The organism is Flavobacterium amylolyticum, assembly GCF_048284335.1.
Taxonomy (GTDB): Bacteria; Bacteroidota; Bacteroidia; order Flavobacteriales; family Flavobacteriaceae; genus Flavobacterium.
Genome location: NZ_JBLVPG010000001.1, coordinates 297,158 through 322,973, shown reverse-complemented (window position 1 = coordinate 322,973; position 25,816 = coordinate 297,158). Strand labels below are relative to the sequence as shown.

23 protein-coding genes are annotated in these 25,816 nt (G+C 34.5%); 9 read left to right on the top strand and 14 right to left on the bottom strand.

Annotation, left to right across the window (positions count from 1 at the left end; all coding sequences use genetic code 11):
- Positions 1-93: 93 nt before the first annotated feature.
- The 7 genes from ACNQF9_RS01435 to ACNQF9_RS01405 form a co-directional block, all read right to left on the bottom strand.
- The gene (locus tag ACNQF9_RS01435) at positions 94-2,685 is read right to left on the bottom strand and encodes a TonB-dependent receptor (protein WP_417989489.1); all 2,592 of its coding nucleotides are present in this window, start codon (positions 2,683-2,685) and stop codon (positions 94-96) included.
- 246 nt (positions 2,686-2,931) lie between these two features.
- Positions 2,932-3,345, bottom strand: coding sequence for an RrF2 family transcriptional regulator (locus ACNQF9_RS01430; RefSeq protein ID WP_417958487.1), 414 nt, complete (start codon positions 3,343-3,345; stop codon positions 2,932-2,934).
- 186 nt (positions 3,346-3,531) lie between these two features.
- A complete protein-coding gene (locus ACNQF9_RS01425; RefSeq protein ID WP_417958486.1) occupies positions 3,532-4,338 on the bottom strand; it encodes a TPM domain-containing protein in 807 nt (268 codons plus the stop codon).
- Entirely contained in the window at positions 4,338-4,775 is a 438-nt protein-coding gene (locus tag ACNQF9_RS01420) for a TPM domain-containing protein (protein ID WP_417958485.1), read from the bottom strand. The genes ACNQF9_RS01425 and ACNQF9_RS01420 overlap by 1 nt, the downstream gene beginning before the upstream one ends.
- 9 nt (positions 4,776-4,784) lie before the next feature.
- Positions 4,785-5,372 (bottom strand): LemA family protein, encoded by a 588-nt coding sequence (locus ACNQF9_RS01415; RefSeq protein ID WP_417958484.1) that lies wholly within the window; start codon positions 5,370-5,372, stop codon positions 4,785-4,787.
- Between the two features lie 67 nt (positions 5,373-5,439).
- Positions 5,440-5,772 carry a MerR family transcriptional regulator gene (locus tag ACNQF9_RS01410; RefSeq protein WP_417958483.1) on the bottom strand — a complete coding sequence of 111 codons (333 nt, stop codon included), beginning with the start codon at positions 5,770-5,772 and terminating at the stop codon, positions 5,440-5,442.
- Entirely contained in the window at positions 5,772-6,749 is a 978-nt protein-coding gene (locus ACNQF9_RS01405) for a M23 family metallopeptidase (RefSeq protein WP_417958482.1), read from the bottom strand. Before ACNQF9_RS01405 ends, ACNQF9_RS01410 begins: the two co-directional genes overlap by 1 nt.
- Before the next feature lie 301 nt (positions 6,750-7,050).
- On the opposite strand from ACNQF9_RS01405, the gene alaS reads away from it, so the two are divergent.
- From alaS to ACNQF9_RS01385, 4 genes are all read left to right on the top strand, one after another.
- Positions 7,051-9,687, top strand: a complete 2,637-nt coding sequence (alaS, locus tag ACNQF9_RS01400; RefSeq protein ID WP_417989488.1) for an alanine--tRNA ligase — start codon at positions 7,051-7,053, stop codon at positions 9,685-9,687.
- A 130-nt stretch (positions 9,688-9,817) separates the two neighbouring features.
- Positions 9,818-10,669 (top strand): hypothetical protein, encoded by an 852-nt coding sequence (locus tag ACNQF9_RS01395; protein ID WP_417958480.1) that lies wholly within the window; start codon positions 9,818-9,820, stop codon positions 10,667-10,669.
- Between the two features lie 134 nt (positions 10,670-10,803).
- Positions 10,804-11,760 carry a GSCFA domain-containing protein gene (locus tag ACNQF9_RS01390; protein WP_417958479.1) on the top strand — a complete coding sequence of 319 codons (957 nt, stop codon included), beginning with the start codon at positions 10,804-10,806 and terminating at the stop codon, positions 11,758-11,760.
- A 2-nt stretch (positions 11,761-11,762) separates the two neighbouring features.
- Positions 11,763-12,383, top strand: a complete 621-nt coding sequence (locus ACNQF9_RS01385) for a DUF4230 domain-containing protein (protein ID WP_417958478.1) — start codon at positions 11,763-11,765, stop codon at positions 12,381-12,383.
- Positions 12,384-12,479: 96 nt separating this feature from the next.
- Here ACNQF9_RS01385 and ACNQF9_RS01380 read toward each other — a convergent pair whose 3' ends face one another.
- The 7 genes from ACNQF9_RS01380 to ACNQF9_RS01350 form a co-directional block, all read right to left on the bottom strand.
- Positions 12,480-14,237, bottom strand: a complete 1,758-nt coding sequence (locus tag ACNQF9_RS01380; RefSeq protein ID WP_417958477.1) for an aromatic amino acid hydroxylase — start codon at positions 14,235-14,237, stop codon at positions 12,480-12,482.
- Positions 14,155-14,475 (bottom strand): hypothetical protein, encoded by a 321-nt coding sequence (locus ACNQF9_RS01375; protein WP_417958476.1) that lies wholly within the window; start codon positions 14,473-14,475, stop codon positions 14,155-14,157. The genes ACNQF9_RS01380 and ACNQF9_RS01375 overlap by 83 nt, the downstream gene beginning before the upstream one ends.
- A gap of 70 nt (positions 14,476-14,545) precedes the next feature.
- Positions 14,546-15,679, bottom strand: coding sequence for an esterase-like activity of phytase family protein (locus tag ACNQF9_RS01370; protein ID WP_417958475.1), 1,134 nt, complete (start codon positions 15,677-15,679; stop codon positions 14,546-14,548).
- Positions 15,680-15,728: 49 nt separating this feature from the next.
- On the bottom strand, positions 15,729-16,130 hold the full coding sequence (locus ACNQF9_RS01365; RefSeq protein WP_417958474.1) for a group III truncated hemoglobin: 402 nt from the start codon (positions 16,128-16,130) through the stop codon (positions 15,729-15,731).
- 60 nt (positions 16,131-16,190) lie between these two features.
- Positions 16,191-16,727 carry a DUF4136 domain-containing protein gene (locus ACNQF9_RS01360; RefSeq protein WP_417958473.1) on the bottom strand — a complete coding sequence of 179 codons (537 nt, stop codon included), beginning with the start codon at positions 16,725-16,727 and terminating at the stop codon, positions 16,191-16,193.
- 50 nt (positions 16,728-16,777) lie between these two features.
- Positions 16,778-18,760: a urocanate hydratase gene (locus ACNQF9_RS01355; protein ID WP_417989487.1), complete on the bottom strand. Its 1,983-nt coding sequence runs from the start codon at positions 18,758-18,760 to the stop codon at positions 16,778-16,780.
- Positions 18,761-18,813: 53 nt separating this feature from the next.
- The gene (locus ACNQF9_RS01350; protein WP_417958471.1) at positions 18,814-18,993 is read right to left on the bottom strand and encodes a DUF5522 domain-containing protein; all 180 of its coding nucleotides are present in this window, start codon (positions 18,991-18,993) and stop codon (positions 18,814-18,816) included.
- A gap of 122 nt (positions 18,994-19,115) precedes the next feature.
- Here ACNQF9_RS01350 and ACNQF9_RS01345 point away from each other — a divergent pair, with 122 nt between their 5' ends.
- The 5 genes from ACNQF9_RS01345 (at position 19,116) to ACNQF9_RS01325 (ending at position 25,806) form a co-directional block, all read left to right on the top strand.
- Positions 19,116-19,463, top strand: coding sequence for a hypothetical protein (locus ACNQF9_RS01345; RefSeq protein ID WP_417958469.1), 348 nt, complete (start codon positions 19,116-19,118; stop codon positions 19,461-19,463).
- A gap of 531 nt (positions 19,464-19,994) precedes the next feature.
- Positions 19,995-21,557 carry an ice-binding family protein gene (locus ACNQF9_RS01340; RefSeq protein ID WP_417958468.1) on the top strand — a complete coding sequence of 521 codons (1,563 nt, stop codon included), beginning with the start codon at positions 19,995-19,997 and terminating at the stop codon, positions 21,555-21,557.
- Between the two features lie 529 nt (positions 21,558-22,086).
- A complete protein-coding gene (locus tag ACNQF9_RS01335; protein WP_417958467.1) occupies positions 22,087-23,916 on the top strand; it encodes a T9SS type A sorting domain-containing protein in 1,830 nt (609 codons plus the stop codon).
- 107 nt (positions 23,917-24,023) lie between these two features.
- Entirely contained in the window at positions 24,024-24,902 is an 879-nt protein-coding gene (locus tag ACNQF9_RS01330) for a 1-aminocyclopropane-1-carboxylate deaminase/D-cysteine desulfhydrase (RefSeq protein ID WP_417989486.1), read from the top strand.
- Positions 24,895-25,806, top strand: a complete 912-nt coding sequence (locus ACNQF9_RS01325) for a glucosaminidase domain-containing protein (RefSeq protein WP_417958465.1) — start codon at positions 24,895-24,897, stop codon at positions 25,804-25,806. The genes ACNQF9_RS01330 and ACNQF9_RS01325 overlap by 8 nt, the downstream gene beginning before the upstream one ends.
- Positions 25,807-25,816: the final 10 nt, after the last annotated feature.

Here is a 25,816-nt window from a genome sequence, read left to right as displayed (position 1 = left end):
TAATTTTTAAACTTCAGTTCAAAAATTTATAAATCGTTGTGGTTATACAACCAATTGCGGTGTTTATGTATTTAAAATTTAGTAGAATTGTAACTATTGTAAGGAGTATATCAAGGTGATACCATAGGTTCTTTGATCTCCTAAAACACCTGCATATTGTCCGGCATTACCACCTGCAGGTAATAATTGTTCAAAATAATCTTTATCTAATAAATTCCGTCCCCAGATGTAAATCGATAAGCCTTCTGAAGCACGGAAACCGATACGACCATTCAGCAAAGCATAGGAATTAACTACTAGATATTTTGAAGGAGACGCACTTGAAGAAAACGCGGAACGATAATAAGTGTCTAAAGCAAAGAAGTACTTCCCTGCAGCACCAAGTAATTTACCCGAATCAGAGATTTCACTTCCTAAAGATCCTGCCCATTTTGAGATACCCGGTAGGGCACCACCTGAAATATCCTTGGCATATATGGTATTATTATTTGCATCTTTTAAACCAGTTTCTTCCAATGGTAGCGGCGCATTCTGGAAAGAAATATATTTACCATCAGTATAAGATACTGCCCCGTTGAACGACAGATGTTTGCTGATACTAACACTCGTCTCAAGCTCAGCACCACGTACACGTACTTTTTCGGCATTAGCAAGATAACCACGGTTTAGGCTAACGTCAGGACTTTGAACCAATGTTTGAAAGTTTTTGATATCAGTATTATATACTGTGAAATTCAGTATAGTACGGTTAAAAGGGGTAGTTTTAACTCCCGCTTCTAAATGATTTACTTCTTCGGGTTTTATTTCAGCAAGGGCTATTATCGGACCAGTAGCATCGGTAGGTATCCCACCTACGTTAACACCTACAGGTTTATAACTTCTCGCATACGTAACAAAAGTATTGATGCGGTCAGAGGCTCTATAAGCTACTGTTAAATTCCCGGAAAAGTTGGTGTCATCTACATCTACCTTGAAAGCCTGATTAGAATATACCTTCTTTTTCAAGGCAAGTAAAGCTGGGTCATTTGTTTGAAGACCTCCGTAGGTCTCTCTGCTATAGTCCAATTTTTTTTGGTCATAATTATATCTAAGACCTGATAATAAATGAAGACCATCTGTAATTTCCCAATTTAATTGACTAAATATGGCTCCGCTGAAAGTGTTGAGTGTATTTTTGGTTTTGATTCCGTATCCATTTAGAAGTCCAGGTGTCTGCCATAATGAGTAGCCACTGGAATCGTTTGGTGTATCTTGAGAAAAGCGCCACTGAGCAGATCCAGCTTCTTCAATTTGTATAGGATCTGCCTTAAGTTGCTGCCCGATAGCAAATACACCAATTAAACCGCTTAATTTTCGGGAGAAATCTCCTGTATAACGTACTTCTTGTGACCATTGTTGGTGTTTTGATGTGGCTTGAGATAGTTTAAGTACTTGAAGACCTGTAAAATCTCTATCATTGGAGGGATCCCAATTCCAATAGCGCCAAGCTGAGGTAGAAGTAAGGGTTCCTCCTCCAATTTTAGTTTCTATATTAAGTGATATACCGCCTAAATCTTGGTTTGAACGCCATGGCGTATCCGTGTCAATCTTACGGTCAAATGGGTTCTGACTTGGAAGACTATAGTTTAAATCAGAAATAATCTGATTGAATTGTCGGTAAGCAGCACGTTTTGTTGGGGCTACGCCAGCAATAACTTGAGCATACCCATCCGGACGTTGACGCGAAAAATCAGCAGCTAATGTAATATCTGTATTGTCTGTTGGCTTATAAAGTAACTGGCCTCTTACTCCTTGATTATTCAAATCGTTTACTGATTTTCCTGTAGCAACATTTTCTATTAGACCATCACGTTGCGTTCCTGAAAAAGACAATCGTCCAGCAATTTTTTTACTTAATGCTCCGGTTATTGAAGCTTTTGCCTGAAGGAAACCATAATTTCCAAAGCTCACCTCCACGTTTGCCCCTGAAATAAAGTTCGGCTTACGCGTGGTTATGTTAAAAGCACCTGCAGTAGTACTTTTCCCGTATAATGTGCCTTGGGGTCCACGTAATACCTCAATTCTGTCTATATCAATAAAGTCTAATGTTGTTGCTGCAGGACGTGCATAATACACTCCATCTACGTAAAAACCTACTCCTGGATCGATACCATCATTAGTTAGGCCAAAAGTAGAACCCAGTCCACGAATGTTGATAGTTGTATTTCTTGGATTTGATGAATACAGCTGAACAGAAGGTATTAATTCTTTCAAACGATTCACGTTGAATGCACCAGCTTCTTCGGCCTGCTTGCCACTCACAACAGAAATTGGAATGGGAACATTTTGTGCTTTTTCAATTCTGCGTCTTGATGTGATGACTACTTCAATAAGTTGATTCTCCTCCGAAAGAATTATTTGTAAGGCCATAGAAGGTTGTTCATAAATATTGATTTCTTTAGACTGGTACCCTGTGTTTTCTATAGTGAACGAGAAAGGAAATTTTTCGGGGGTTTCAATAGTAAATGTTCCATTTAAGGCTGTACTTGTAGTATGTTTTGTTCCTTTTAATACGATTTTTGCGCCTTGTAAAGGGATATTATTTGTATTTGTAACAACTCCTTGTATAGTACTTTGTGCTTTTGAAGGAGTGAATATTATTAATAGTACGAGCGTTATAATTGTTTTTGTATAAATAGTTTTCATTATTATATAAATTATATGTATTTAGTAGAATTAAAATTAAATTTTTTTTAACTATTACATACAGATAATTTTAAAACTCTTTTCTTTAATTACAAATAGTTGATTTTTTCGTACATGTCTTGTCAAAAAAGTAAATTTACTTTGGAGCGTTTTCATAAGTTTATATTTGGATTGGTAACGTAATATTAAATTAAAAACAAATATATAATTAATTCTATAAAATTAGTAGAGTTTTGAAAATATTTTTTATTTTTTGACTAATGAAGCAATAGTTATGCCTTCCATCGCTTTTAAAGTTTCTTGTCTAATGGTAATTAACCCCTGTCTTAATAGGCATTCTGATTCTTCTGCACAATCAGAACAGCGTTCGTAAAAATTCAATGAAGCACAGGGAAGTAAAGCAATAGCGCCATCAAAAAGTCTGTGTATATCGGCTAAAGTAATGTCGTTTTTAGATTTTATAAGATAATATCCACCCAGTTTTCCTTGTTTACTACCTACGAAATGCCCTCGTTTTAAATCCAACAGAATCTGTTCCAAAAACTTTTTTGGAATAGAGGCCGCCTCGGCAATTTCAATAGTTCGAGAAACATAGGTTTCTTCTTGTTGCGCTAAATATAAGAGGGCTTTTAGCGCATATTTGGCTTTTTGTGAAAGCATTTAGTATAATTAATTTAGGTTTTATAATGCAATAATAATTAATTTGGTGTTTCAAATATTTAAAAATAAAAAAAAACAGAAAGTACTTAAAAAGGAATGGGCTTTAATGATTTAAATGGGTCTTGAAGATGAAGTTGTCTTTGTTCAACTATGTACAATCAGAATATAGAGAATCATCATTGCTTACTACCAATCTCCTCCAGATCCTCCTCCAGAGAAACCGCCACCACCAAATCCACCACCGAAAGCGCCACCACCAAATCCACCTCCAGAAGAGCTTCCTCCTCCAAATCCGCCTCCTCTGCCACCAGCGAGACTGCTTAAAATGATTACATCAAGTAAACTTGGACCACCTCCGCCAGAATTCCCGGAATTTCCACCACCTTTATTTCTTGAAATGAGCACCAGTATAATTATAACAATGATTACAATTGGTAAAATAGGAAATCCTTTATCTTGTTTCGTTTGTTTCCGTACGCCTTTGTACTTGCCTTTAAAAACATCAATCAAAGCATCGGTGCCTTTGTCAAGGCCATTGTAATAATTTCCCGCTTTAAATTCGGGAATAATAATGTTTCGGCTGATTTCTCCACCAATACCCGCAGTCAATCGATCTTCCAGTCCATATCCGGGTGAGATCCATATTTTTTTTTCTGCTTTGGCCAATAAAATAAGAACGCCATTGTCCTCTTTTGCAGTTCCTCCAATTCCCCATGTTTGGGCCCATTTTGGTGTAAGAATACCAATATCTTCTCCTTTAAGAGTTTCTATGGTTACTATCACAATTTGGGTAGTAGTAGAATCAGAATACTGTATCAGTTTTTGTTCTAATTGTGCCTTTTCTGTTGCATTCAACACATTAGCATAATCGTAAACAGCAGTTTGTAAAGTTGGTTTTTCAGGAATCGTAAATTGTGCAAATGTGATTTGAGAAATTAAAAAACAAACAAACAATCTTAGAGAAATTAGGGTATTCTTTTTTTGTAATAGCATTATCCTTTTGATATTTCGTTTGATAATTCATTTGTGTCGCCTTGTTGCCAAGGGAAATATTTTTGTAATTGTTCACCTGCTCTGGCAATTCCATCAACAAGTCCTTGTTTGAAATCTCCTTTTTTGAACTCTGCCACCATAATATCTCGGGTACAATTCCAAAAATCATCTTGAACAACATCGTTAATGCCTTTGTCACCACAAATTACAAAATGCCGGTCTTCTACAGCCAAGTAAATTAAAACACCATTTTGAAGCTCGGTTTCATCCATTTTCAGTTCATGAAAAACTTCCATGGCGCGATCATACGCATCCATGGAAGTAGTTTTTTCTATATGAACTCTAATCTCGCCAGAAGTATTTTTTTCAGCCATGCGAATAGCTTCAACAATTTCTTGTTCGTCTTCTTTGGTTAAAAAATCTGCTGCTTTTGACATTTTTTTAAATTAAAATTTTACTTCGACTGGTTTATCTGCACCTTCTACTGCATTGAAATATGCTTTTTCTTTGAAACCGAATATTCCTGCAAACAAACTATTTGGGAATGTTTTGATATGGGAATTATAAGGTTTAACCGCTTCGTTAAAACGTGTTCTGGCGGTTAATATCTGGTTTTCTGTACTGGCCAATTCATCTTGTAATTTTAAAAAATTCTGATTCGCTTTCAATTCAGGATATGCTTCAACTGTCACTAATAATCTAGATAATGAACTGCTTACCCCACTTTGTGCTTTGTTGAATTCAGCTAATTGTTCTGGAGTAATATTGGCTGGATCAACTCGTACTGAAGTTGCTTTGGCACGTGCTTCAATTACAGCGGTTAGGGTGCTTTTTTCAAAATCCGCGGCTCCTTTTACAGTATTTACTAAATTTCCAATAAGATCATTTCTTCTTTGATACGCAGTTTGCACATCACCCCAAGATTGTTCTACATTTTGGTTTAAAGTCACTGCGGTATTATTAATTCCTTTAACCCAGCTGTAAATTACAATAATAACAACTGCTACGATAATCCAAGGCAAAAATCTTTTCATGTTAATTTGATTTAATGTTTAATATTTAATTGTTTGAAATATTCAATTTATTTGTAATCAGAGTGTATTACAATTCGTTTTTAATATTTGTTAATTGGGTTCGTATTGTTTCTAATTTTCTAATAATTTCAAATTTGTCCAAGGTCTTCTTTTTTCCTTCTTTCAAATGTGTTTTTGCGCCTTCCAGCGTAAAACCTCTTTCTTTGACCAAGTGATAAATCAATTGTAAATTAGTAACATCTTCCGGTGTAAACATTCGGTTCCCTTTAGCATTCTTTTTTGGTTTCAGAATGTCAAATTCATTATCCCAAAAACGGATCAGGGAAGCATTCACGTCAAAGGCTTTAGCGACTTCGCCAATGCTGTAATATCTTTTGTCTGCGGATAATTGAATGTGCATTAGTCTAATGATTGATTTTCTTGGTTAGCCAATTGTGCGATAGCAACATATTCCACTGCTGAAATATTTCCATAATAAAAATTAAGAGGATTTACTACGCGGGAGTCTTTGTGCACTTCATAATGTAAATGCGGTCCTTCGGATCTTCCGGTATTCCCTACATATCCTATTATATCTCCCCGTTTTACACGTTTTCCTTTGCGGGTATTGTACTTATTTAAGTGTGCATACAAGGTTTCGTATCCAAATCCGTGCCGAATGACGATATGATTGCCATATCCAGATGCGGTATTGTCAGCTTTTGTTACAACTCCATCGCCCGTGGCATAAATTGGTGTTCCTGTATTTGCTGAGAAATCCATGCCCTCATGCATTTTTCGTACCTTGGTAAAGGGATCAGTTCTATATCCAAAACCAGAGGCTAATCGTTTTAAATTTTCGTTACGAACGGGTTGAATGGCAGGAATAGCTGATAACAAATCACTTTTGGCCTCTGCTAATTTCAAAATCACATCTAACGATTTTGATTGAATCGCTAGTTCTTTTCTTAAAATGTCGATTCTTTTTGTGGTATTCATCACCAATTGTGAATTGTCATACCCTTGTAATATTTTGTACCTATTTGTTTCGGGATATCCTGCTTTTCGAATCGTATCCGCAATAGCGGATTTGTTAAAATAAACCCGGTATAAATTATTGTCCCTGTCTTCAATTGCCTCAATAACATTGTTTGCCTGATCCATCCGTTTGTTCAGGATAGCATAATTTAATCTCAAATTTTCAATTTCGCGTGCCTGAAAACGGTCTTTTGGAGTTTCAAAATACGGAGTATTTAATAAAACAATAAAACTTAAGAAACCAAACAATGCCGATGCCAATAAAAACAATAGAATAACACCGAATTTTATTCTTTTTCGTGTTTTTATTTTTCTATAGGCTAGATTTTCGGAATCGTAATAATATTTTACTTTCGACATATTTTAAAATACCCTATTTTTGCACACTGTAAAAGATAAGACGAACAAATTTAATAAATGTTTCATTTGTTACACCCTTTTTTCAGGAATAAATATTATAATGTGCCTATTCCAGCTATTCGTTACAAGTTCTCGTCTTGAATTTTTTTATGATCCAGCAAGAGCTTCCTGAAGTCGCTCTGTCATCTCAAGAGAAATAAATTTCAAAACTACGAAGCTTTTCACTGATATCTGAGGCAAAACAAATTAAAAGATTTGATTCTAAGTAATCTTTAAATCTTTAATTATTTAAATTAAAAAAATGACATCACAAGACGTACGCAAACAATTTCTAGATTTTTTTGCATCAAAAGGACACTTAATCGTTCCATCAGCACCTATAGTTCTAAAAGAGGATCCAACCCTGATGTTCAACAACTCAGGAATGGCTCAGTTCAAAGAATATTTTCTTGGAAACGCCACACCAAAAAGCAATAGAATTGCCGATACACAAAAATGCTTACGTGTTTCTGGAAAACATAACGATTTAGAAGATGTAGGTTTTGATACGTACCACCACACCATGTTTGAAATGCTGGGGAACTGGTCTTTTGGAGATTATTTCAAAAAAGAAGCCATCAACTGGGCTTGGGAACTTTTGACAGAGGTCTATAAAATCCCGAAAGAAAATATATACGTCTCTGTTTTCGAAGGAAATCCAGAGGAGAATGTAGCATTCGATCAAGAGGCTTGGGATATCTGGAAGGAACTGATTGACGAAGACCGAATCATTCTTGGAAACAAGAAAGACAACTTTTGGGAAATGGGGGACCAAGGACCTTGTGGGCCTTGTTCCGAAATTCATGTTGATTTACGATCAGATGAAGAAAAAGCGTTAGTTTCAGGAAAAAGTTTAGTGAACAATGACCATCCGCAAGTAGTAGAAATCTGGAATAACGTATTTATGGAGTTCAACCGTAAAGCAGATGGTTCTTTAGAGAAACTTCCTGCGCAACACGTTGATACCGGAATGGGATTTGAGCGTTTGTGTATGGCATTGCAAGGAAAAACATCTAATTATGACACGGATGTTTTTACACCACTTATTGAAAAAGTAGAACAAATAACCGGATTAAAATACACTTCAAACGAAGTTTTAAATACTAGTGAAGAACAAAACAAGACCAATATTGCTATTCGTGTAGTGGTTGATCATGTTCGTGCGGTAGCTTTTGCTATTGCTGACGGACAATTGCCATCAAACACAGGAGCAGGATATGTAATTCGTAGAATTTTGCGTCGTGCGATTCGGTATGGATTTACGTTCTTGAATACCAAAGAACCGTTTATCAACCAATTGGTTGGCGTTTTATCCGATCAAATGGGGGAATTTTTTCCGGAAATCAGATCGCAACAACAATTGGTTACCAATGTGATTCGGGAAGAAGAAGCTTCTTTCTTGAGAACATTAGACCAAGGACTACAATTACTGGAAAATGTAGTTGCCGAAACGAAAGGGACAACAGTTTCAGGTACTAAAGCATTTGAATTATACGATACTTTTGGATTCCCAATTGATTTAACGGCATTAATCCTTAGAGAAAAAGGATTCGAACTCGACGAAGCTGGTTTTAATGTAGCCATGCAAGCTCAAAAAGCGCGTTCACGTGCCGCATCAGAAGTTTCTACTGAAGATTGGTCCGTATTAATCCCTGGAAATGTAGAAACGTTTGTGGGTTACGATCAAATTGAAACTGAGGTAAAAATTACGCGCATCCGTAAAGTAGACAGTAAAAAAGATGGTGTTTTGTACCAAATCGTTTTAGATAATACACCATTCTATCCGGAAGGTGGTGGGCAAGTTGGTGAAAAGGGAACTTTGGTTTCTGCAAATGAAACCATTGAAATCATCGATACTAAAAAAGAGAACAACCTGATTTTGCATTTTGCAAAAAAATTACCGGAAAATATAAATGCTGGTTTTGTGGCCAAGGTGAATCAGGATTTGAGAAGCTTGTCTTCTAGAAATCACTCGGCTACACATTTAATGCACCAAGCGTTAAGAAGTATTTTGGGAACACACGTGGAACAAAAAGGATCTTTGGTAAATCCAAATTATTTGCGTTTTGACTTTTCGCACTTTGCTAAAATGACGGAAACTGAATTGCAACAAGTAGAGGATTTTGTAAACGCAAGAATTCAAGAGCAATTACCACTAATTGAAAGAAGAAATATTCCTTTTGCACAAGCAGTTCAAGAAGGAGCGATGGCATTATTCGGAGAAAAATATGGAGATGAGGTTCGTGCTATTAAATTTGGCGAAAGCATGGAATTATGTGGGGGAATCCACGTAAAAAACACAGCTGAAATATGGCATTTCAAAATCGTTTCAGAAGGCGCGGTTGCAGCAGGAATTCGTCGAATCGAAGCCATTACAAGTGATGCCGTGAAAGCACATTTTGCATCCTATGAAAACACATTGAATGAAGTGAAAACAGCCTTGAAAAATCCTCAGGACATTTTGAAAGCCGTTCATTCGATGCAAGAAGAAAATGCTAAATTGGCCAAACAAATTGAGACTTTGGTGAAAGATAAAGTTAAAAATTTGAAAGCGAGTCTAACAGCAGAGATACAAGAAATCAATGGCGTTAAATTCCTCGCAAAACAAGTTGATTTGAATGTGGAAGGAGTAAAAGATTTAGCGTATGAATTAGGGAATTTAGGGAATAACTTATTTCTAGTTTTGGCAACAGCAGAGGAAGAAAAACCAATGTTAACGTGTTATATTTCTAAAGAATTAGTGGCGGAGAAAAACCTAAACGCAGGACAAGTAGTTCGTGAATTGGGTAAATTTATCCAAGGTGGCGGTGGTGGACAACCATTTTTTGCGACAGCAGGAGGGAAGAATGTGGCTGGAATTCAACAAGCATTGGAAAAAGCGATTGACTTTGTTAAGTAAAATATTTCTTGAAGATTATATTCATAATTTATTTAAAACTCAAATATTGTAAAAAGATATTTGAGTTTTTTTTATACAATTAATAGTGTTAAATTGGTTTTTTATTATTTAATTTATTAAAAATTATAATATGAAAAAAATAACTTTAATCTTAAGTGTTTTGATATTATCATCATGTTCAAGCGATAATAGCGAAAGTGATATAACGGTAACGCCACCATCGGTACTCGTCAAAAAAATTATTGAATTAGATAGGGATGGAAAAGAAATGAGTACGACTGATTTTGTTTACAACGGGAACAAAATCGTAAGTGAAGTTATAGCAAAAAAAGATCTTTCGGTAGTTGGGAATATAGGTTTTTTGTATAATTATAAAACTGAATACACTTATACGGGTAATTTAATTACGAGTATAAAAGTAAAAAATATTAATGCTAATCACGATAAACTTGTTCTGAAAACAGATTTTTTGTACGATAGTAACGAAGATTTAATTTCTTCTACCAGAGAACAATATTTTGATACGTTTAAAGGCGTGTTGAGAGTAGTATATAATAAAATAAATATGAATACTGTCAATTGCAAAATGTTCTCTAGTGATTCTAGGGATATGATAGAAACTCAAATTTGGGAAGGAAAGTTTTCTTTTGATGCAAATAAAAATCTTATTAAATCAGAGTCTTTGGATGCTAGTTTTCTTTTTGCCAGTTTTGAGTATGATTCGAAATCAAATGCTAAAAAGAATGTTTTAGGTTTAAATAAAATTATCTTTCAAGAGATTGCACCTCTTTATAATGCCTCAACCTTACGATATCATTTGCATAAGTTTAATAATGTTTCGAAATCTAATATTTCTGTCTTTTTCCCTACATTTAATCAATATACTTATAATGCTAGCGGATATCCTAGTGAGATGAAAGCGTATTATATCTATAATGGAAAGAATATTCACGATGCAACTTTTCAATATTTTTATGAATAAATTTTTGAGTGTATAGGATTGATAAACCCTTTCAAAGTTTAAAACTCTGAAAGGGTTTTTTTATACCAATGAAAAAAGAACTAAATCTCATATAATTCGCTAAAATTATTCAAATTTGTAGTAAATAAAAAACAATGCAATTCAGAACCCAAATTCCCATTTCTAAAAGTAATTATCCTTTAGATTACAATTCTAAAATTGTGTCTTTGGGTTCGTGTTTTGCGGAAAACATGGGTGAGAAATTCAATTATTTTAAATTTCAAAATACTATAAATCCTTTCGGAATAATTTTCAATCCAGTCTCTATTGAAAAACTAATTTACCGTATTGCTAATCAATTTTTTTTTACAGAGAAAGATATTTTTTTTCATAATGAACGCTGGCATTGTTATGAGGTTCATTCAGATTTTAGTGATGTTAACCAAAATGAATTGCTTGGAAAATTGAATACTGTTTTAAGAATTTCATTGATACAACTATTTCAAGCTTCGCATCTAATTGTCACTTTTGGAACTTCTTGGGTTTATCGAAATTTTGAAAGTAATGCTATTGTTGCCAATTGCCATAAAATGCCGCAAAATCAATTTAAAAAAGAAATTTTGTCAGTGGGGACAATTGAGAATTCTATTAAAAACACCATTGATTTAATCAAAAAAATAAATCCTAATTGTAATTTTATCTTCACGGTTTCACCAGTACGACATATAAAAGACGGTTTTGTGGAGAATCAGTTGAGTAAAGCACATTTGATTTCGGCTATTCACAGTATTCTGAATTCTGAACAATGCAAGCTGAATACCGAATACTTTCCTTCTTACGAAATTATGATGGATGAACTTCGGGATTACCGTTTTTATGCAGAAGATATGTTGCATCCCAATCCAGTGGCAATCGATTATATTTGGAAACGTTTCAAGGAAACAACGATTTCTGAAACTGCTTTTGATTTGATGGACGAAGTGGAAGGGATTCAAAAAAATCTTTCCCACAAGCCTTTTAACCCCAATTCTGAAAGCCATTTAAAGTTTGAGTTGAAAGTAAGAGAAAAAATCACTAAATTGGAGAATCAATATTCATTCCTGAAATTTTAATTATGCTTAGAAGAATACTTATTGGAGTAGCAGTTATCGGTGGAATATTTTTATTATTCAAATACTGCGATTTTAAGAAAAAAGATGATGAAGAGATCCAGTACAATACGAATCTCATTCAACAACAAATTCTAAATGTTGGAAAATTAGTAGTTACTGAAGGTCATTTCTCGGAAGTGATTACCTATAAGAACCAGCAAAAATACTTATTGGATATGCTTTCATTCGAAAAAAAAGCCTTGGTTATCGTCAATGCTGATGTAACCGTTGCGTATGATTTACACAAAATGAAGTACGACATCAATGAAAAAAACAAAACCATCACAATTCTCAGTATTCCTAAAGAAGAGATAAAAATAAGCCCGGATATTCAGTTCTATAATGTAGAACAAAGTAAATTAAATCCATTTACGGGGGATGATTACAATAAAATCAACAAATCGGTAAAAGCGAATCTAGCTAAGAAAATAGAAAAATCAGCATTGAAAACGAATGCTCAGAACCGCTTGATAAGTGAATTATCTAAAATATTGATTTTGACCAATACCATGGGTTGGAAATTGCAATACGAAGGAAAGGTAATCGAAAGCGAAAAAGATTTTGGGCAAAAAATAAAATTATAATAAAATGAACCGCAGATTGCTTTGCCTGTTTACTTTGGCTCGGGTCATAGATTTTAGATAATTCTAATAATCTATAAATCTGCGGTTCATTTATTTTTAAGCTTTCTCTTTGTCAAAAATAAGATCCAAACCACCAGCAATCAAATGCGCTACTTCGGGTCTTTTTTCTTTTAATTGATTGAGATAAATCATTGTTTCTTGTAGTAGTTGCGGTTCGTTTCTCTCTTTCAAAAGCTCCGTAATTTCAACAGCTAATAGCCAGTCGTTTGGGTGATTGGTGCGTAATTTATTAAAAATTGGCACTAAAGAAGTTTCTGTATCCTTGGTTTCTCTACTATTTCGAACCGCTTTGTATAAAACCTCTAAATCATCCCGTTCTGCAGTGTGTTTTGCTTTGATGGTTTTGCTTGTCGGGACATGCGAAATTAAATCAAAACTGTTTACATCAGCTGGGCCCGAAAAAGCAGAAATCACTTTTTTACCTACAGCCATATCGTAAATCCCCCATTCTGGTTGAAATAAAATAGTTTTTCCGTGAGTAACGGTACAGTTTTTTAAGCTGATTAAAATAATTTCTCCGTGCAGGTTACGTGATCCAGTGATAATTTCTCCCGTGACGGTAATATTTCCTTCAAATGCCAAGGTTACACTTTTGTTTTCAGTGATGGAATAGGCGTTTAAATCTCTAGGACTCATGTCTTCAATGGCGAGATTTATTCCTTTTAATTTTCCAATAGGACTTCCAAAACCTTCGACATGTTTAGCCGTTCCATGGCCTACTAATTCTTTCTCACGGTATGACAATGCTGTTTTTCCCGTTGTTTGAATATAAACAGGTTTTCCTTCTTCTTCAATAACATTGGTGAAAACTCCCGAAATCTGGATTCCAGTACTCAATTCAATCGTTCCTAAAGCATTCGAATGAATTAGTTTATTAATTCCTGACAATCCTCCAGTACGCAACGCCATTTTATTAGCAAACTCTTCCAGAACCAAGCTTAAATAAGCAAAATCTGGAGTGACGTAAAGCTGTGGTTGCAGTTTCGTAATATCAAAGCTCTGGTTCGCTGCTGATAAGTCGTAAGGAATTTTCTTTACATTATCCGTCATGCACCACGCACTTTCACCTATAGATGATAAGAGTCCAGCCCCATAAAGTTTGGGATTATCAGTAGTCCCTATCAAGCCATATTCCACAGTCCACCAATGCAGATTTCTAATTTGTGCCATTTCTGATAATTCACCCATATTATTTTGCAAATCTTCCACTGCTTTTTCGGCAGCATCAATATCGGCTTGCGGCGTATCTTCAGCTTCTTTCAAGATAGAAAGCAGTCGGATGGCTTCATACATTTGGTAATCTTTATGCGAAGAAATCGCTTTACAGCCTATTTCTCCAAAACGACGCAGGTATTCCGCATATTCAGGATTGGCAATAATGGGCGCGTGACCAGCACCTTCATGAATGATATCCGGTGCGGGCGTGTATTCTATATGTTCAAGTTGGCGAATATCAGAAGCAATTACAAGGACATTATACGCCTGAAATTCCATAAAAGCATTCGGCGGAATAAATCCGTCCACGGCAACGGCAGCCCAACCTATTTCGGTCAAAATTCGGTTCATGCCATACATACTCGGGATGTTATCAATCTCGATTCCCGTTTTCTTCAAACCTTCTAAGTAGGAACTATGTGCGACTTTTGACAAATAATCTACGTTTTTGCGCATCACAAACCGCCAAACCGCTTGATTTATGGGCGTGTAATCACTATAATTCTGAGATTTTATGAATTGTTTTAAGTGTTTTGGCAATCGGTCTAATAACGGATTGCTTTCTATAGTTGTGTTCATATCGAAAACGTTGTAGTTTTATTGCAAAAGTACGAATTCCAAGAGCGATTTCCCGCTTTTCATTACAAGTTTTTGCAAATCCGTTCGTTCTTCTACCGTTACCGCAGGAGCAAATTAAAGAGTTTTTCCTATTTTCTCCCTTTCCTTTGGAGAGGGTTGGGGAGAGAAGTCGCTCTGCTGCAACAAGAAAAACCAAAACGGCTTTTGCAAAAAGCTTTTCATTGCAAACGAAGTTCACTGAACTCCATTAAAAATAAAAGTATAGTGAAGTAATCGGGCTAGGGGATTAGAAGATGTTTTTGTATTGACTATTTCACCAACTCAAACACCAAAACTTGTGTTTTTTGTTTGTCAGAAAAATTATTATCCGTAACAAAAATGATGGATGGATTACCATTTGCCAATTTAGGTCCAAAAGTAAGCCCTTCGATATTATCGATAAAAATTCCTAAATCATCCATGTTCAGCAACAGTTTTTTAGAAGCCAATTCTAATTTTTGGTTTTGCAAGGAAGGGTGATTCTTAACGTTAGTGGCCTTTTTCAAGTCGCATAAAAATACTTTTACAGTGCAGGCTTGTGTTCCGGTAGAATAGGAACGTTCCACAACCAACAATTGGTTTTTATCATAATACTGAATTGCCGAAACACCATTGACAGCAAAAGTCCCTTTCGGATTAGGCTCACGAGCAATAGGCTCCAGTTGGTAGCCATATTGAGCGGTGTTCTTTTTTGTTTTGGCATTAAATTGATACAATCGGATCAAACCGCCTTTGCTGGTATTGGCTTGGTTGCCATCTTCAAAAAGCGGTTCTTCAATGTTCGCAAAGATGTTTTTATAGTTTTTGTCAAAAGTAATCCCTTCTAAAGTGCCGTTATTTCTTGGACCTTTTTCCAGTTGGTGCATTTTTAAATTTTCAGGTAATGTGATGTTACCCAGAAAATCACCTTTTAAATCCATGAAATTCAACGAAGGATTCTGTAAAACTTCCTTATCTGCAGTTAGCACTCGCGCGCCTTCACTGCACCAAACCAAAGTCTTTGTTTTTGGATTGAATCGGATGTCTTCGGGATCTGCGGAGGTTGTTGGCGTGGTGTTCCAATTGCCATACACTTTTCCAGTTTCATTTTTTAAAGTGCTGACACTTTGGAAATCGATCCCTTCTACTTTATTTTCGAGCAAACGAATTTTTGCAGTATAAAATCTAGAATCGTTAAACACGGATCTGTCATCACTTATCAAATAATACAAATCGTTTTTTGCATCATAATCGATTCCGGACAATCCGCCCACTTTTGTATTTTGAAACATTTCATCAAAAGGAATTTCAATGTAACGGATCAGTTTTAAACTTGGAGTTGGTTTGTTTTTAGTGGTTTGTTTTAAATTGGAACAAGAAAGTAGAAAAGTGGGTATAACGACAAGAAATAATAGTTTGCGCATAAAATAGTGTGTTGCTGTTTGCAAAAAGGAACTGATTTTGGATTAAAAACTACGAATTGTTTGTTTGATTTTTTTCAAGATTGCGGAAATAGTCAATTTTATAATGGAACATTTCAGCCATATTTTTGGCACGAAGTTTCGCTTCTTCGGCTAATGGACCTGCAAATAAACTATCGGTAGTTTCCGTAAAAATTTGCATCCAGCGATCAAAATGTTCTTTGGCAACCGGTAATTGTTTGTGTGGTGGAAAAGGACTCCCGGAATAGGAATGCACTTCAAGTAAAATAGTCTGCCAAAAGCGATACATTTTTTCTAAATGTTCCGGCCAACGGTTGCCTATTTTTTCGTTGAATATGGGTCCGATAAATTCATCTTTTTGAACTTTAGAATAAAAAGTATCCACTAGTAATTTGATATCTTCGAATGTGATAATGTCGTTAAATTGTGCCATGATTGGGTATGAAAAAAGCCTACGCAAAGGTAGGCTTTTATGTTGAAATGTAATAGTAAACTATTTTGCTTTAGGCGGAAATTGTTCAAGAATTTTTGCCACAAATTCATTAATTTGTTTTTCTTTTTCAGAGCGATTTTCAGTTAAGTATCCTACACCTTCGCCTTGCCAAACTAATTCTTTTTTCTTAGCATCGATTAAATCAATATACAGTGTTCCTTCGGTTGATGACGAAACATAAGTGCTTCTTCCGCCCCATAAATATGGATTCCATCCCCATCCCCAACCATAACCCCATCCTGCGTTGTATTGGTTTACATCAATTTTTTCCCTTTCTTTGGTTAGTATATTAATTAGCAGATCGGGGTTTTCGCTTCTGGTCATTCCTTTTTTACCCAATTCTTGGTCTATGGCATTCAGGATTCTTTTTTTGTCCAATTCTGAAATTTCAACTTTATCAATTCCTTTTTTATGAAAGGCATACGTTTTGTATTGACTGAAATTTACATTATTATCATAATCTGAATATACTTTTACAGAACTGCAAGAGGCAATTATGAAAAGTAGAAATACGGGTATAAGTTTAATTGCTTTCATGATATGACTGTTTGGTTTACTTTATGTTATTTAAAGATACGCTCAAATTTTTAAAAATCCAACAAATTATCGGCTACTATATTAGGGATGGTAACTTTCAATAAAGGTTGCGTTTCCATAGCTCTTTTTATGGCAAATAATGCTCCTTCATTTCTAGCCCAACTTCTTCTAGAAATCCCATTATTAACATCCCAGAAAAGCATTGATGTTAAACGTTTTGAAGCTTCTTTTGAACCATCAAGAACCATACCAAATCCACCGTTAATCACTTCGCCCCAGCCTACGCCGCCGCCATTGTGGATGGATACCCAAGTTGCTCCTCTAAAGCTGTCTCCAATGACGTTTTGTATTGCCATATCGGCTGTAAAACGGGAACCGTCATAAATATTAGATGTTTCTCTATACGGAGAATCAGTTCCCGAAACATCGTGGTGATCGCGTCCTAAAACAATAGTTCCTATTTCTCCATTAGCAATAGCCTGATTAAATGCTTCGGCAATTTTTACCCGTCCTTCAGCGTCGGCGTAAAGAATGCGAGCTTGGGAGCCTACGACCAGTTTATTTTCCTGAGCACCTTTTATCCAATGGATATTGTCCTGTAGTTGTTGTTGAATTTCTTCAGGTGCAGTTTTAGCTATTTCCTCGAGAACTTGGCAGGCAATTACATCTGTTTTGGCTAAATCTTCCGGTTTTCCAGAAGCACAAACCCAACGGAAAGGACCAAAACCATAATCAAAACACATGGGCCCCATAATATCTTGTACATAACTTGGATACCTAAAATCGATTTGGTTTTCGGCCATTACATTAGCACCGGCGCGGGAGGCTTCCAGTAAAAAAGCATTACCGTAATCAAAGAAATAGGTTCCTTTAGCAGTATGTTTATTTATTGCAGTCGTATGACGGCGTAAAGTTTCTTGAACTTTTATTTTAAATAGATCAGGAGTATCAGCCATCATTTCATTGGCGTCTTCAAAGGAAATATCAGCAGGATAATAGCCGCCAGCCCAAGGGTTATGTAGCGAAGTCTGATCAGATCCTAAATCGATATGGATATTCTCTTGGTCAAATTTTTCCCAAACATCAACTATATTACCCAGATACCCAATGGAAACGATCTCTTTATTGGCTTGCGCCAAAAAGACTCTTTTTACGAGTTCATCCACATTTTCAATCACTTCATTGATCCATCCTTGACTGTGGCGAATGTGCGTAATTTTAGGGTTTACTTCGGCACAAACGGTGATGCAACCGGCAATATTGCCTGCTTTAGGTTGTGCACCAGACATTCCGCCCAAACCCGAAGTGACGAATAAGCCGCCTTTTGGACTGCGTTTTATTTTTCTAAAACCATTCAAAACCGTAATTGTTGTTCCGTGTACGATTCCTTGCGGACCAATGTACATGTAACTTCCTGCCGTCATTTGCCCGTATTGTGAAACGCCTAATGCATTCATTTTTTCCCAATCGTCGGGTTTAGAATAATTAGGAATTACCATTCCGTTTGTAACGACAACTCTTGGAGCTTCTTTATGCGAAGGAAATAATCCCATGGGATGTCCTGAATAGATCGTCAGAGTCTGCTCATCGGTCATTTCCGATAAATATTGCATAGTCAATAGGTATTGTGCCCAGTTTTGAAAAACGGCACCATTGCCACCATAGGTAATTAATTCATGCGGATGTTGCGCTACAGCATAATCCAAATTATTTTGAATCATGAGCATAATTGCTTTTGCCTGTTCACTTTTTCCAGGATATTCCGCAATTGGTCGCGCGAACATTTTATAATCCGGGCGCAAACGATACATATAAATACGACCATAGATTTCTAATTCTTCTGAGAATTCTTTTACTAATACGGCATGATGGTGGGGTTCAAAATAACGAAGGGCATTTCGTAGCGCTAGTTTTTTTTCTTCACCAGAAAGAATTTCTTTTCGCTTTGGTGCGTGATTGATTTCTATTTCGTACGGTTTTGATTTGGGTAAGATAGACGGTATTCCTTGCTGTATTTGTTCTTTAAATGTCATATTTTGGTTGGTTCAGTTAATCGTAACTTTGGATGTTTAATACCATTAAAAAATTACTTTGTTTTAATGGTATTTGTTTTTTTATCAAATCCATAAGGACAATGGCGACAGCCACTTTTACAACAGTAGCCTCGTTTTAGATGGTGTTTTTCAGTAAAACATTTATATCCTTCGGGTGTATAATAGAAGTCTTCGCCTTCGATTAATTTATTTTCGTTACTTTGGTCAATCATATTTTAGTATTGTTCTAGAGTACAAATTAATCAATTTGCTTTAATTAATAAAATACTCAAACGATTGCGTCTTTAATTAAATCGAGCTATTTTAGTACTACAAATTTATAAATTTATAGCGAATGTTGCTGATTGTTACTAAATATTTAATTCCAAAAGGATATCGTGGGTTAGCAGTATTTCCTTTTATTTTATTAAAATTTAAGGAAGATAAAGTCAATACCATTTTGATCAATCATGAAAAAATTCATCTTCGCCAGCAATTAGAATTTTTGATCATTCCTTTTTTTGTGTGGTATTTGACAGAATATCTTATTCGAGTAATGCAATATAAGAATACTGACTTAGCCTATAGAAATATTAGCTTTGAAAGAGAAGCATATGCTAATGAATCAGATTTGAATTATTTAAAAAGAAGACCTTTTTTTGGGTTTTTAAATTATTTGCATAAAAAATCACTGAGAAAATAGTGAAATACTTTTTGACCAAGGCAATTAATTCTAAATAAGCATATATTGAAATTAATTGTAGCCGATTGGGTATTTTATCGCTGAATTTTAAACGTTGATGATTCACGTTTTGGAGCAATTTATTACTCAAATATAGCAGAATCTTAATTATTTAAAGAAAGGATACTACTTGTTTTATTTAATAAATCATTAAGATGTCTAGTCAATCCTATAGCACAAACTACAGTAAAATCTCTGATATTATTTTTTTGTAAGAAAAAAAACAGATACTTCATAAAATTATTTTTATTTATAATCCAATAAAATTTTGATCATAAAACTGAGTATTTGCTATAAATAGTAGGTTAAATTCATGCTTTTTTGAAATATTGATAATGCCAAAAAAGTTTAAATCAAATTCATTATCCTTTTTAAATATAGTTAAGCCAGTGAAATAACACCACCTTTGCATCTTATTAAAGTTAAAAAAGTAAAATATGTTGTTTTTCAATAAATTATTGCTTGATTTAAATAGAGTAATAAAAATAAATTATGAAAAATAACATTCGGTACGTATTGACTTTATTCTTGTTAATCTCTAAAATAGCTAGTGCTCAAGTGGGGATTGGTACAATAAATCCTGATATTTCATCAATATTAGATATTCAATCGAGCAATAAAGGATTTTTAATGCCTCGCCTAACTACATTGCAAAGAGATGCAATAAGTTCACCTGCAGCTGGACTTCTAATCTACAATAAAACGACTTCCTCTTTTAATTTTTATAATTTGGGTTGGCAAGATTTTGCCACAGGTCTAGTTTTACCAATAAACGGTGGGACAGGAATATCTAATGATAATTCATCAACTCTAGCCTTGCCGGGGATGTTTGCGACTACAATCAGGACTACAAGCACAACTGATGTAACACTTCCAACAACGGGTGTTTTGTACGGAACGGAAGCAGTGAGTATAACTTCTGCACAAATTTTAAATTCGCTAAACGATGAAACGGGAAGTAGAAAGTTGGTTTTTTCTGAATCTCCAACTTTTACAGGAATACCTACTGCTGTTACAGCAGTACTTGGAACAAATACCACGCAGCTAGCAACAACCGCTTTCGTATTAACAAATAGTCCAAGTATTTATCAATCTGTAGATGGAACTGGGGACATAACAACTAGATCTTCAACAGATATTGTAGTTCCAGGGATGTCAATAAGTCCTCAGGCAGGAACTTATGCAGTCAGTTTCAATGCGGAATATAAATTAATTGCAGGAAATAAAACGACTCAAGCAGCGACAGATTTAAATTTTTTTTATAATCAATTAGTTGCTATTTCTGCTACAAATATTGATCATGGAGCTGCATTTGGAAGTGAGACTTTATTTCCAGGAATTTATAGCACACCAGCAGCAGGTTCAGCATCAGGGATACTTATATTAGATGGAAGAGGGGATTCTAACGCTCTTTTTATTTTTAAATTTGGAGCGGCGTTTAATACCGTGGCGGGCACTAAGATTGTTTTAATTAATGGCGCATCTGCGACAAATATTTTTTGGATAGCAGAGGGAGCAATAGGTCTTGGTGCATCCACTAAGATGAAAGGAACTTTGCTCTCAAAGAGTGGCGCGGTTGCAGTAGGGGCTGATTGTATAGTTAATGGTAGATTACTTTCGGGTTTTGGATCTATAGGTATTGATGGTTCAACGATTACTAAAACTTTTGATAGCTCCTATGCTAATTTAGGAGCATTATCCTCTTTTGCTGTTTTTACTTCTTCAGGTGAGGTTGGAAATTCAGGTTTTTCCGATATTACAGGAGATATAGGTACACATTCTGGTGCTATAACTGGATTTGAAGGTTCGAATGTTATGGGAGGTTTTTTCACCCCTACTGTCAGTAGTGCGTATGCCAGTTTTAGTGTTTATCAAAATGATATTTTAATTACCAATTCGACTAGATTTAGATTGAGTACTGTTAATACAGCTGATATAACTTTGCAGGCAATAGCTACTGTTTCATCAGGTCAAAGTATCGATATCAGATGGAGTGTAGATACAGGACTTATAAAATTAGGAAATAGGATATTAACAATTATCAATGTTAGATAATTTATTATTTATTTGCTAACGATAAATTCAAAATTCTTTAAATACAAAATGGGACTTTCAAAGAGTAAAAATTGCTGTGTATGCAGAATCGATGAGGATTCCAATTTCTTAAAATAGAATTCTCTACCTATTTATATCAAATAGCTTTTTTAAAGTTGAAATTTATTGTACGATTTTGGAAATATTTAAAATTAAATAAAAATAGGTTTTGATCGATGCAATAATTTTTTAAACTTCCTTAAGGAATATTTAAAAAAATTAAACAAAAAAATAAGAAATAACATATTTAAATTAAAAAAACAGCTAATAAAAAGATATATTGTTCTTTTTGAGAGTATTTTGGCCAACTAGCGGCTTTTTTTTTTAAATTTATATAGTTTTAAATCAAGATTTTATTTTTAAAAAAAATTCAAAAAACTACTTTGATGTTTTTCTTCAATAATTTTTGTGATTGAAACGCATTAAAAATTAAAAACTTTTAAAGAATTTAATAAAATAAATTTTTAAAATTAACTTAATACAATAACTTATGAGCTTAAAATTACTTAAGAAACTAGTGCCTGCTGTTATAGGTTTTTTGTTTCAATGCAACATTGATGCACAGGTGTATGTGAGTCCTAACAGTTACGTATTTGTTAATAACGAGGTTGTTTTTATCAAGCAAGATTTGGAATTAAATGCAGCTAATAGCTTTTTTTATTTAAGAAGAGATGCTCAGTTATTACAAGGTTCATCTACCATCGGAACTAATAAGGGTTTAGGTAATTTATCTGTTTTTCAGGAAGGGACAACAAATAATTTTCAATATAATTATTGGTGTTCTCCAGTTGGAGGAAATAGTGCCGCTGCTGGAAATTCACCTTTTGGAATTACCCAACTCAAGGACATAGTTGATTTGACCAACAGTAATAATCCAACTATCTTGGCGAGGAACAATTATAATGGTACCGCTAGTCCTTTTGCAATAGCTCCTTATTGGGTTAATAAATTGATTGGTACATCTAGTTTTTCAAGTTGGGTTCAAGTTGGGGCTATATCAGATATTAACACTGGAGAAGGATTTACGATGAAAGGAACTTCTGGGACTAATTTGATTACTGTAAACGGGGTCCAAAATAATCCTACAAGTCAGCAAAGGTATGATTTTAGAGGAAAACCAAATGATGGAACCATTAATATCCCTGTAGCACTTGGTCAATTTACATTGACTGGAAATCCATATCCCTCAGCAATCGATTTGTCTGCTTTTTTAACTGCTGCAACAAATTCTACAGGAGTTGCATATTTTTGGGAACAGGATAAAACGGTTAGTTCTCATCTTATAACAGATTATAAAGGGGGTTATGGTACCTTTTCCCCATTATCTGGATCTGGAATCTATGTGCCCGCAACATTTTATTCGTATGATGGATTAGGTAATCAAGGGTCAAGTGCTGGAACTGGAGCGTCGTACGAGAGACGTTTTTCACCTATTGGTCAAGGCTTTTTGATTAGTGGTTTAGCAAACGGTTTCGTTCAGATGAAGAATAATTACAGAGTATTTGTAAAGGAAGGTGCGGCAAATTTTTCTCAATTTAATAAAAATGTAAATCAAAATAACACAAAAAGCAATTCCAAGAACTCTTCTTCTATTCAATCAGTTTCAGGATTTGATTATTCCACTTTAAGTTTAGTCCCAATCCCACAAATTAGATTAAATACATTGATGAATAATCAAGGAGTTCGTCAATTGGCTTTGGCATTCATTCCAGAAGCAACAGATGGTATCGATCACGCGATGGATGCTAAGTCATCCAGTGATAATCTTCAGGCAGATGTTTATTTTCTCTTAGAAGGCTTAGAGTTCGTTATTGATGCAATAAATTTTGATATTGATAAAAAAATACCATTAGGATTTAAAAATCTGAAACAAGCCAATTATAAAATTACAGTGAACGAAATTATAAACTTTACAGCATTGAATGCAATTTATTTACACGATAAAGTTAAAGATTTGTATTATGATATTAAAAACGATTTTCATGAAATGGAATTGCCTGCTGGAGTGAATAACACACAGTTTGAAATTACGTTTAAAAATAATTTGACATTAGGAGTTGAAGATGCGACGCACAAAAATTTCATAATTTATCAAGATAATAATACTAAAAACTTAAACATAAGTAATCCTTTGCAAATGGACCTTGCAACTTGTGGTTTGTATGATATTGCTGGAAAACTAATTTTTCATAAAAAGGACTTGGGAACGGGTGCATTATTTACATTTTCTACAGTTGGACTTAGTGATGGAATTTATATCGTGAAGATTGCAACTAAAGATAAAATACAAATGGGACAAAAAATAATTATTAGAAAATAAAACATGTTGAATTAATAACACCAAATGCAATCTTTAGAGGTTGCATTTTTTGTTAGATATAAAAATTTTATCTTTGTAAAAAAAAATCTTTGAATCAAAAGTTAACAATGTTATTTCAGAACTCCATTTCAGTTCAAATCAAAAGGGAAGATTTGATTCATCCTTTTGTTTCCGGTAATAAATTCCGGAAATTGAAATATAATTTGCTTAAAGCTAAAGAGGAAAATCAAGATACGATAGTAACTTTTGGAGGTGCTTTTTCAAATCACATAGCAGCAGTAGCTTATGCAGGAAAAGAAAAAGGATTTAAAAGTATCGGGATAATTCGTGGGGATGAAATAGCCAAAAAAATATCTGAAAATCCAACGTTATTATTCGCTCAAAATTGTGGTATGAAATTTGAATTTATATCACGGGATGAATACCGCCAAAAAAATGAATTATCTTTCTTAGAAAGTTTAAAACAAAAATTCGGAAAATTTTATTTAATCCCTGAAGGAGGAACTAATGATTTAGCCATTAAGGGGTGTCAGGAAATCCTAACTACCGATGATGCCGAGTTTGACTATATTTGTTGTTCAATTGGAACTGGCGGAACTATTTCAGGAATAATAAATACCGCTTTAGCCCACCAGAGGGTTTTAGGATTTCCTGCTTTAAAAGGCGATTTTCTCCAAGAGGAAATTCGTAATTTTGTCCAAAACGATAATTGGGAATTAATAACAGAGTATCATTTTGGTGGATACGCAAAAGTCAACACAATTTTAATTGACTTTATTAATCAGTTTTATTCTGAAAATAAGATTCCTTTGGATCCGATTTATACTGGAAAGATGGTTTTTGGCGTTATAGATCTAATTCATAAAAACTATTTTCCTGCTAACTCAAAAATTTTACTAATTCATACCGGAGGAATTCAGGGAATTCAAGGAATGAAAATGAAATTAATTAATAAACAATTACCAACAATAAATATAAATGTTTAAAAAAATCCTACTAATTTTTACCATAATTACTTTGATAGGCTGTAACGCCGCAAAGCCAGTTATTGTAACTACCAAAAAAACGCCTTTACGATCAAAAACTGAAATAGTCAGAACAATCAAGAAAACGAATCCTACGGTCCCAAAGACAACTAAACCTATAGTTTCGAAACAAGTAAGGCCAGAACAGAAAAAAAATGAAAGTGAAATAATTGTTTCAACCTCAAAAACTATAGTTACAAATGATGTGGTTAGCCAATACATTTCTCAATATAAAGATGCTGCAATGGGAAATATGAGAAATTATGGAATTCCAGCAAGCATAATTTTAGCTCAGGGAATTCTGGAATCTGGAGCAGGAAGGGGAGATTTAGCTTTAAATGCCAACAATCATTTTGGAATAAAATGTCATGAGGGCTGGACTGGTGAAACAGTAAAACATGATGACGACTCCTCGCAAGAATGCTTCAGGAAATATGATAATCCAGCAGAATCATTTAAAGACCATGCCCTATTTCTAACGGGAAGAAGCCGGTATGCTAAACTTTTTGGGTTTTCAAAAGATGATTACAAAGCCTGGGCCAGAGGACTTCGATCAGCTGGATATGCTACAGACCCAAAATATCCCGACAAATTAATCTCCTATATTGAGCGTTATCATTTGGATGAATATGACAATCAGGTTTTAGATGTTAATTATGTTTCCAATGAAAAACGGATGGTTGAGAAATTAACGGTAGAATTGAAAAGTCCAATACATCAGGGATTGATTTCGTATGTAGTTCAAAAAGGGGATACGCTGTATTCTATTTCTAAAAAATTTGAATTAAGGATTGAAGATTTAAAACAAAGAAATAATCTTTCCGATAATTCCCTTTCTATTGGACAAAAATTGGTTGTAAAATAATTTAAAATAA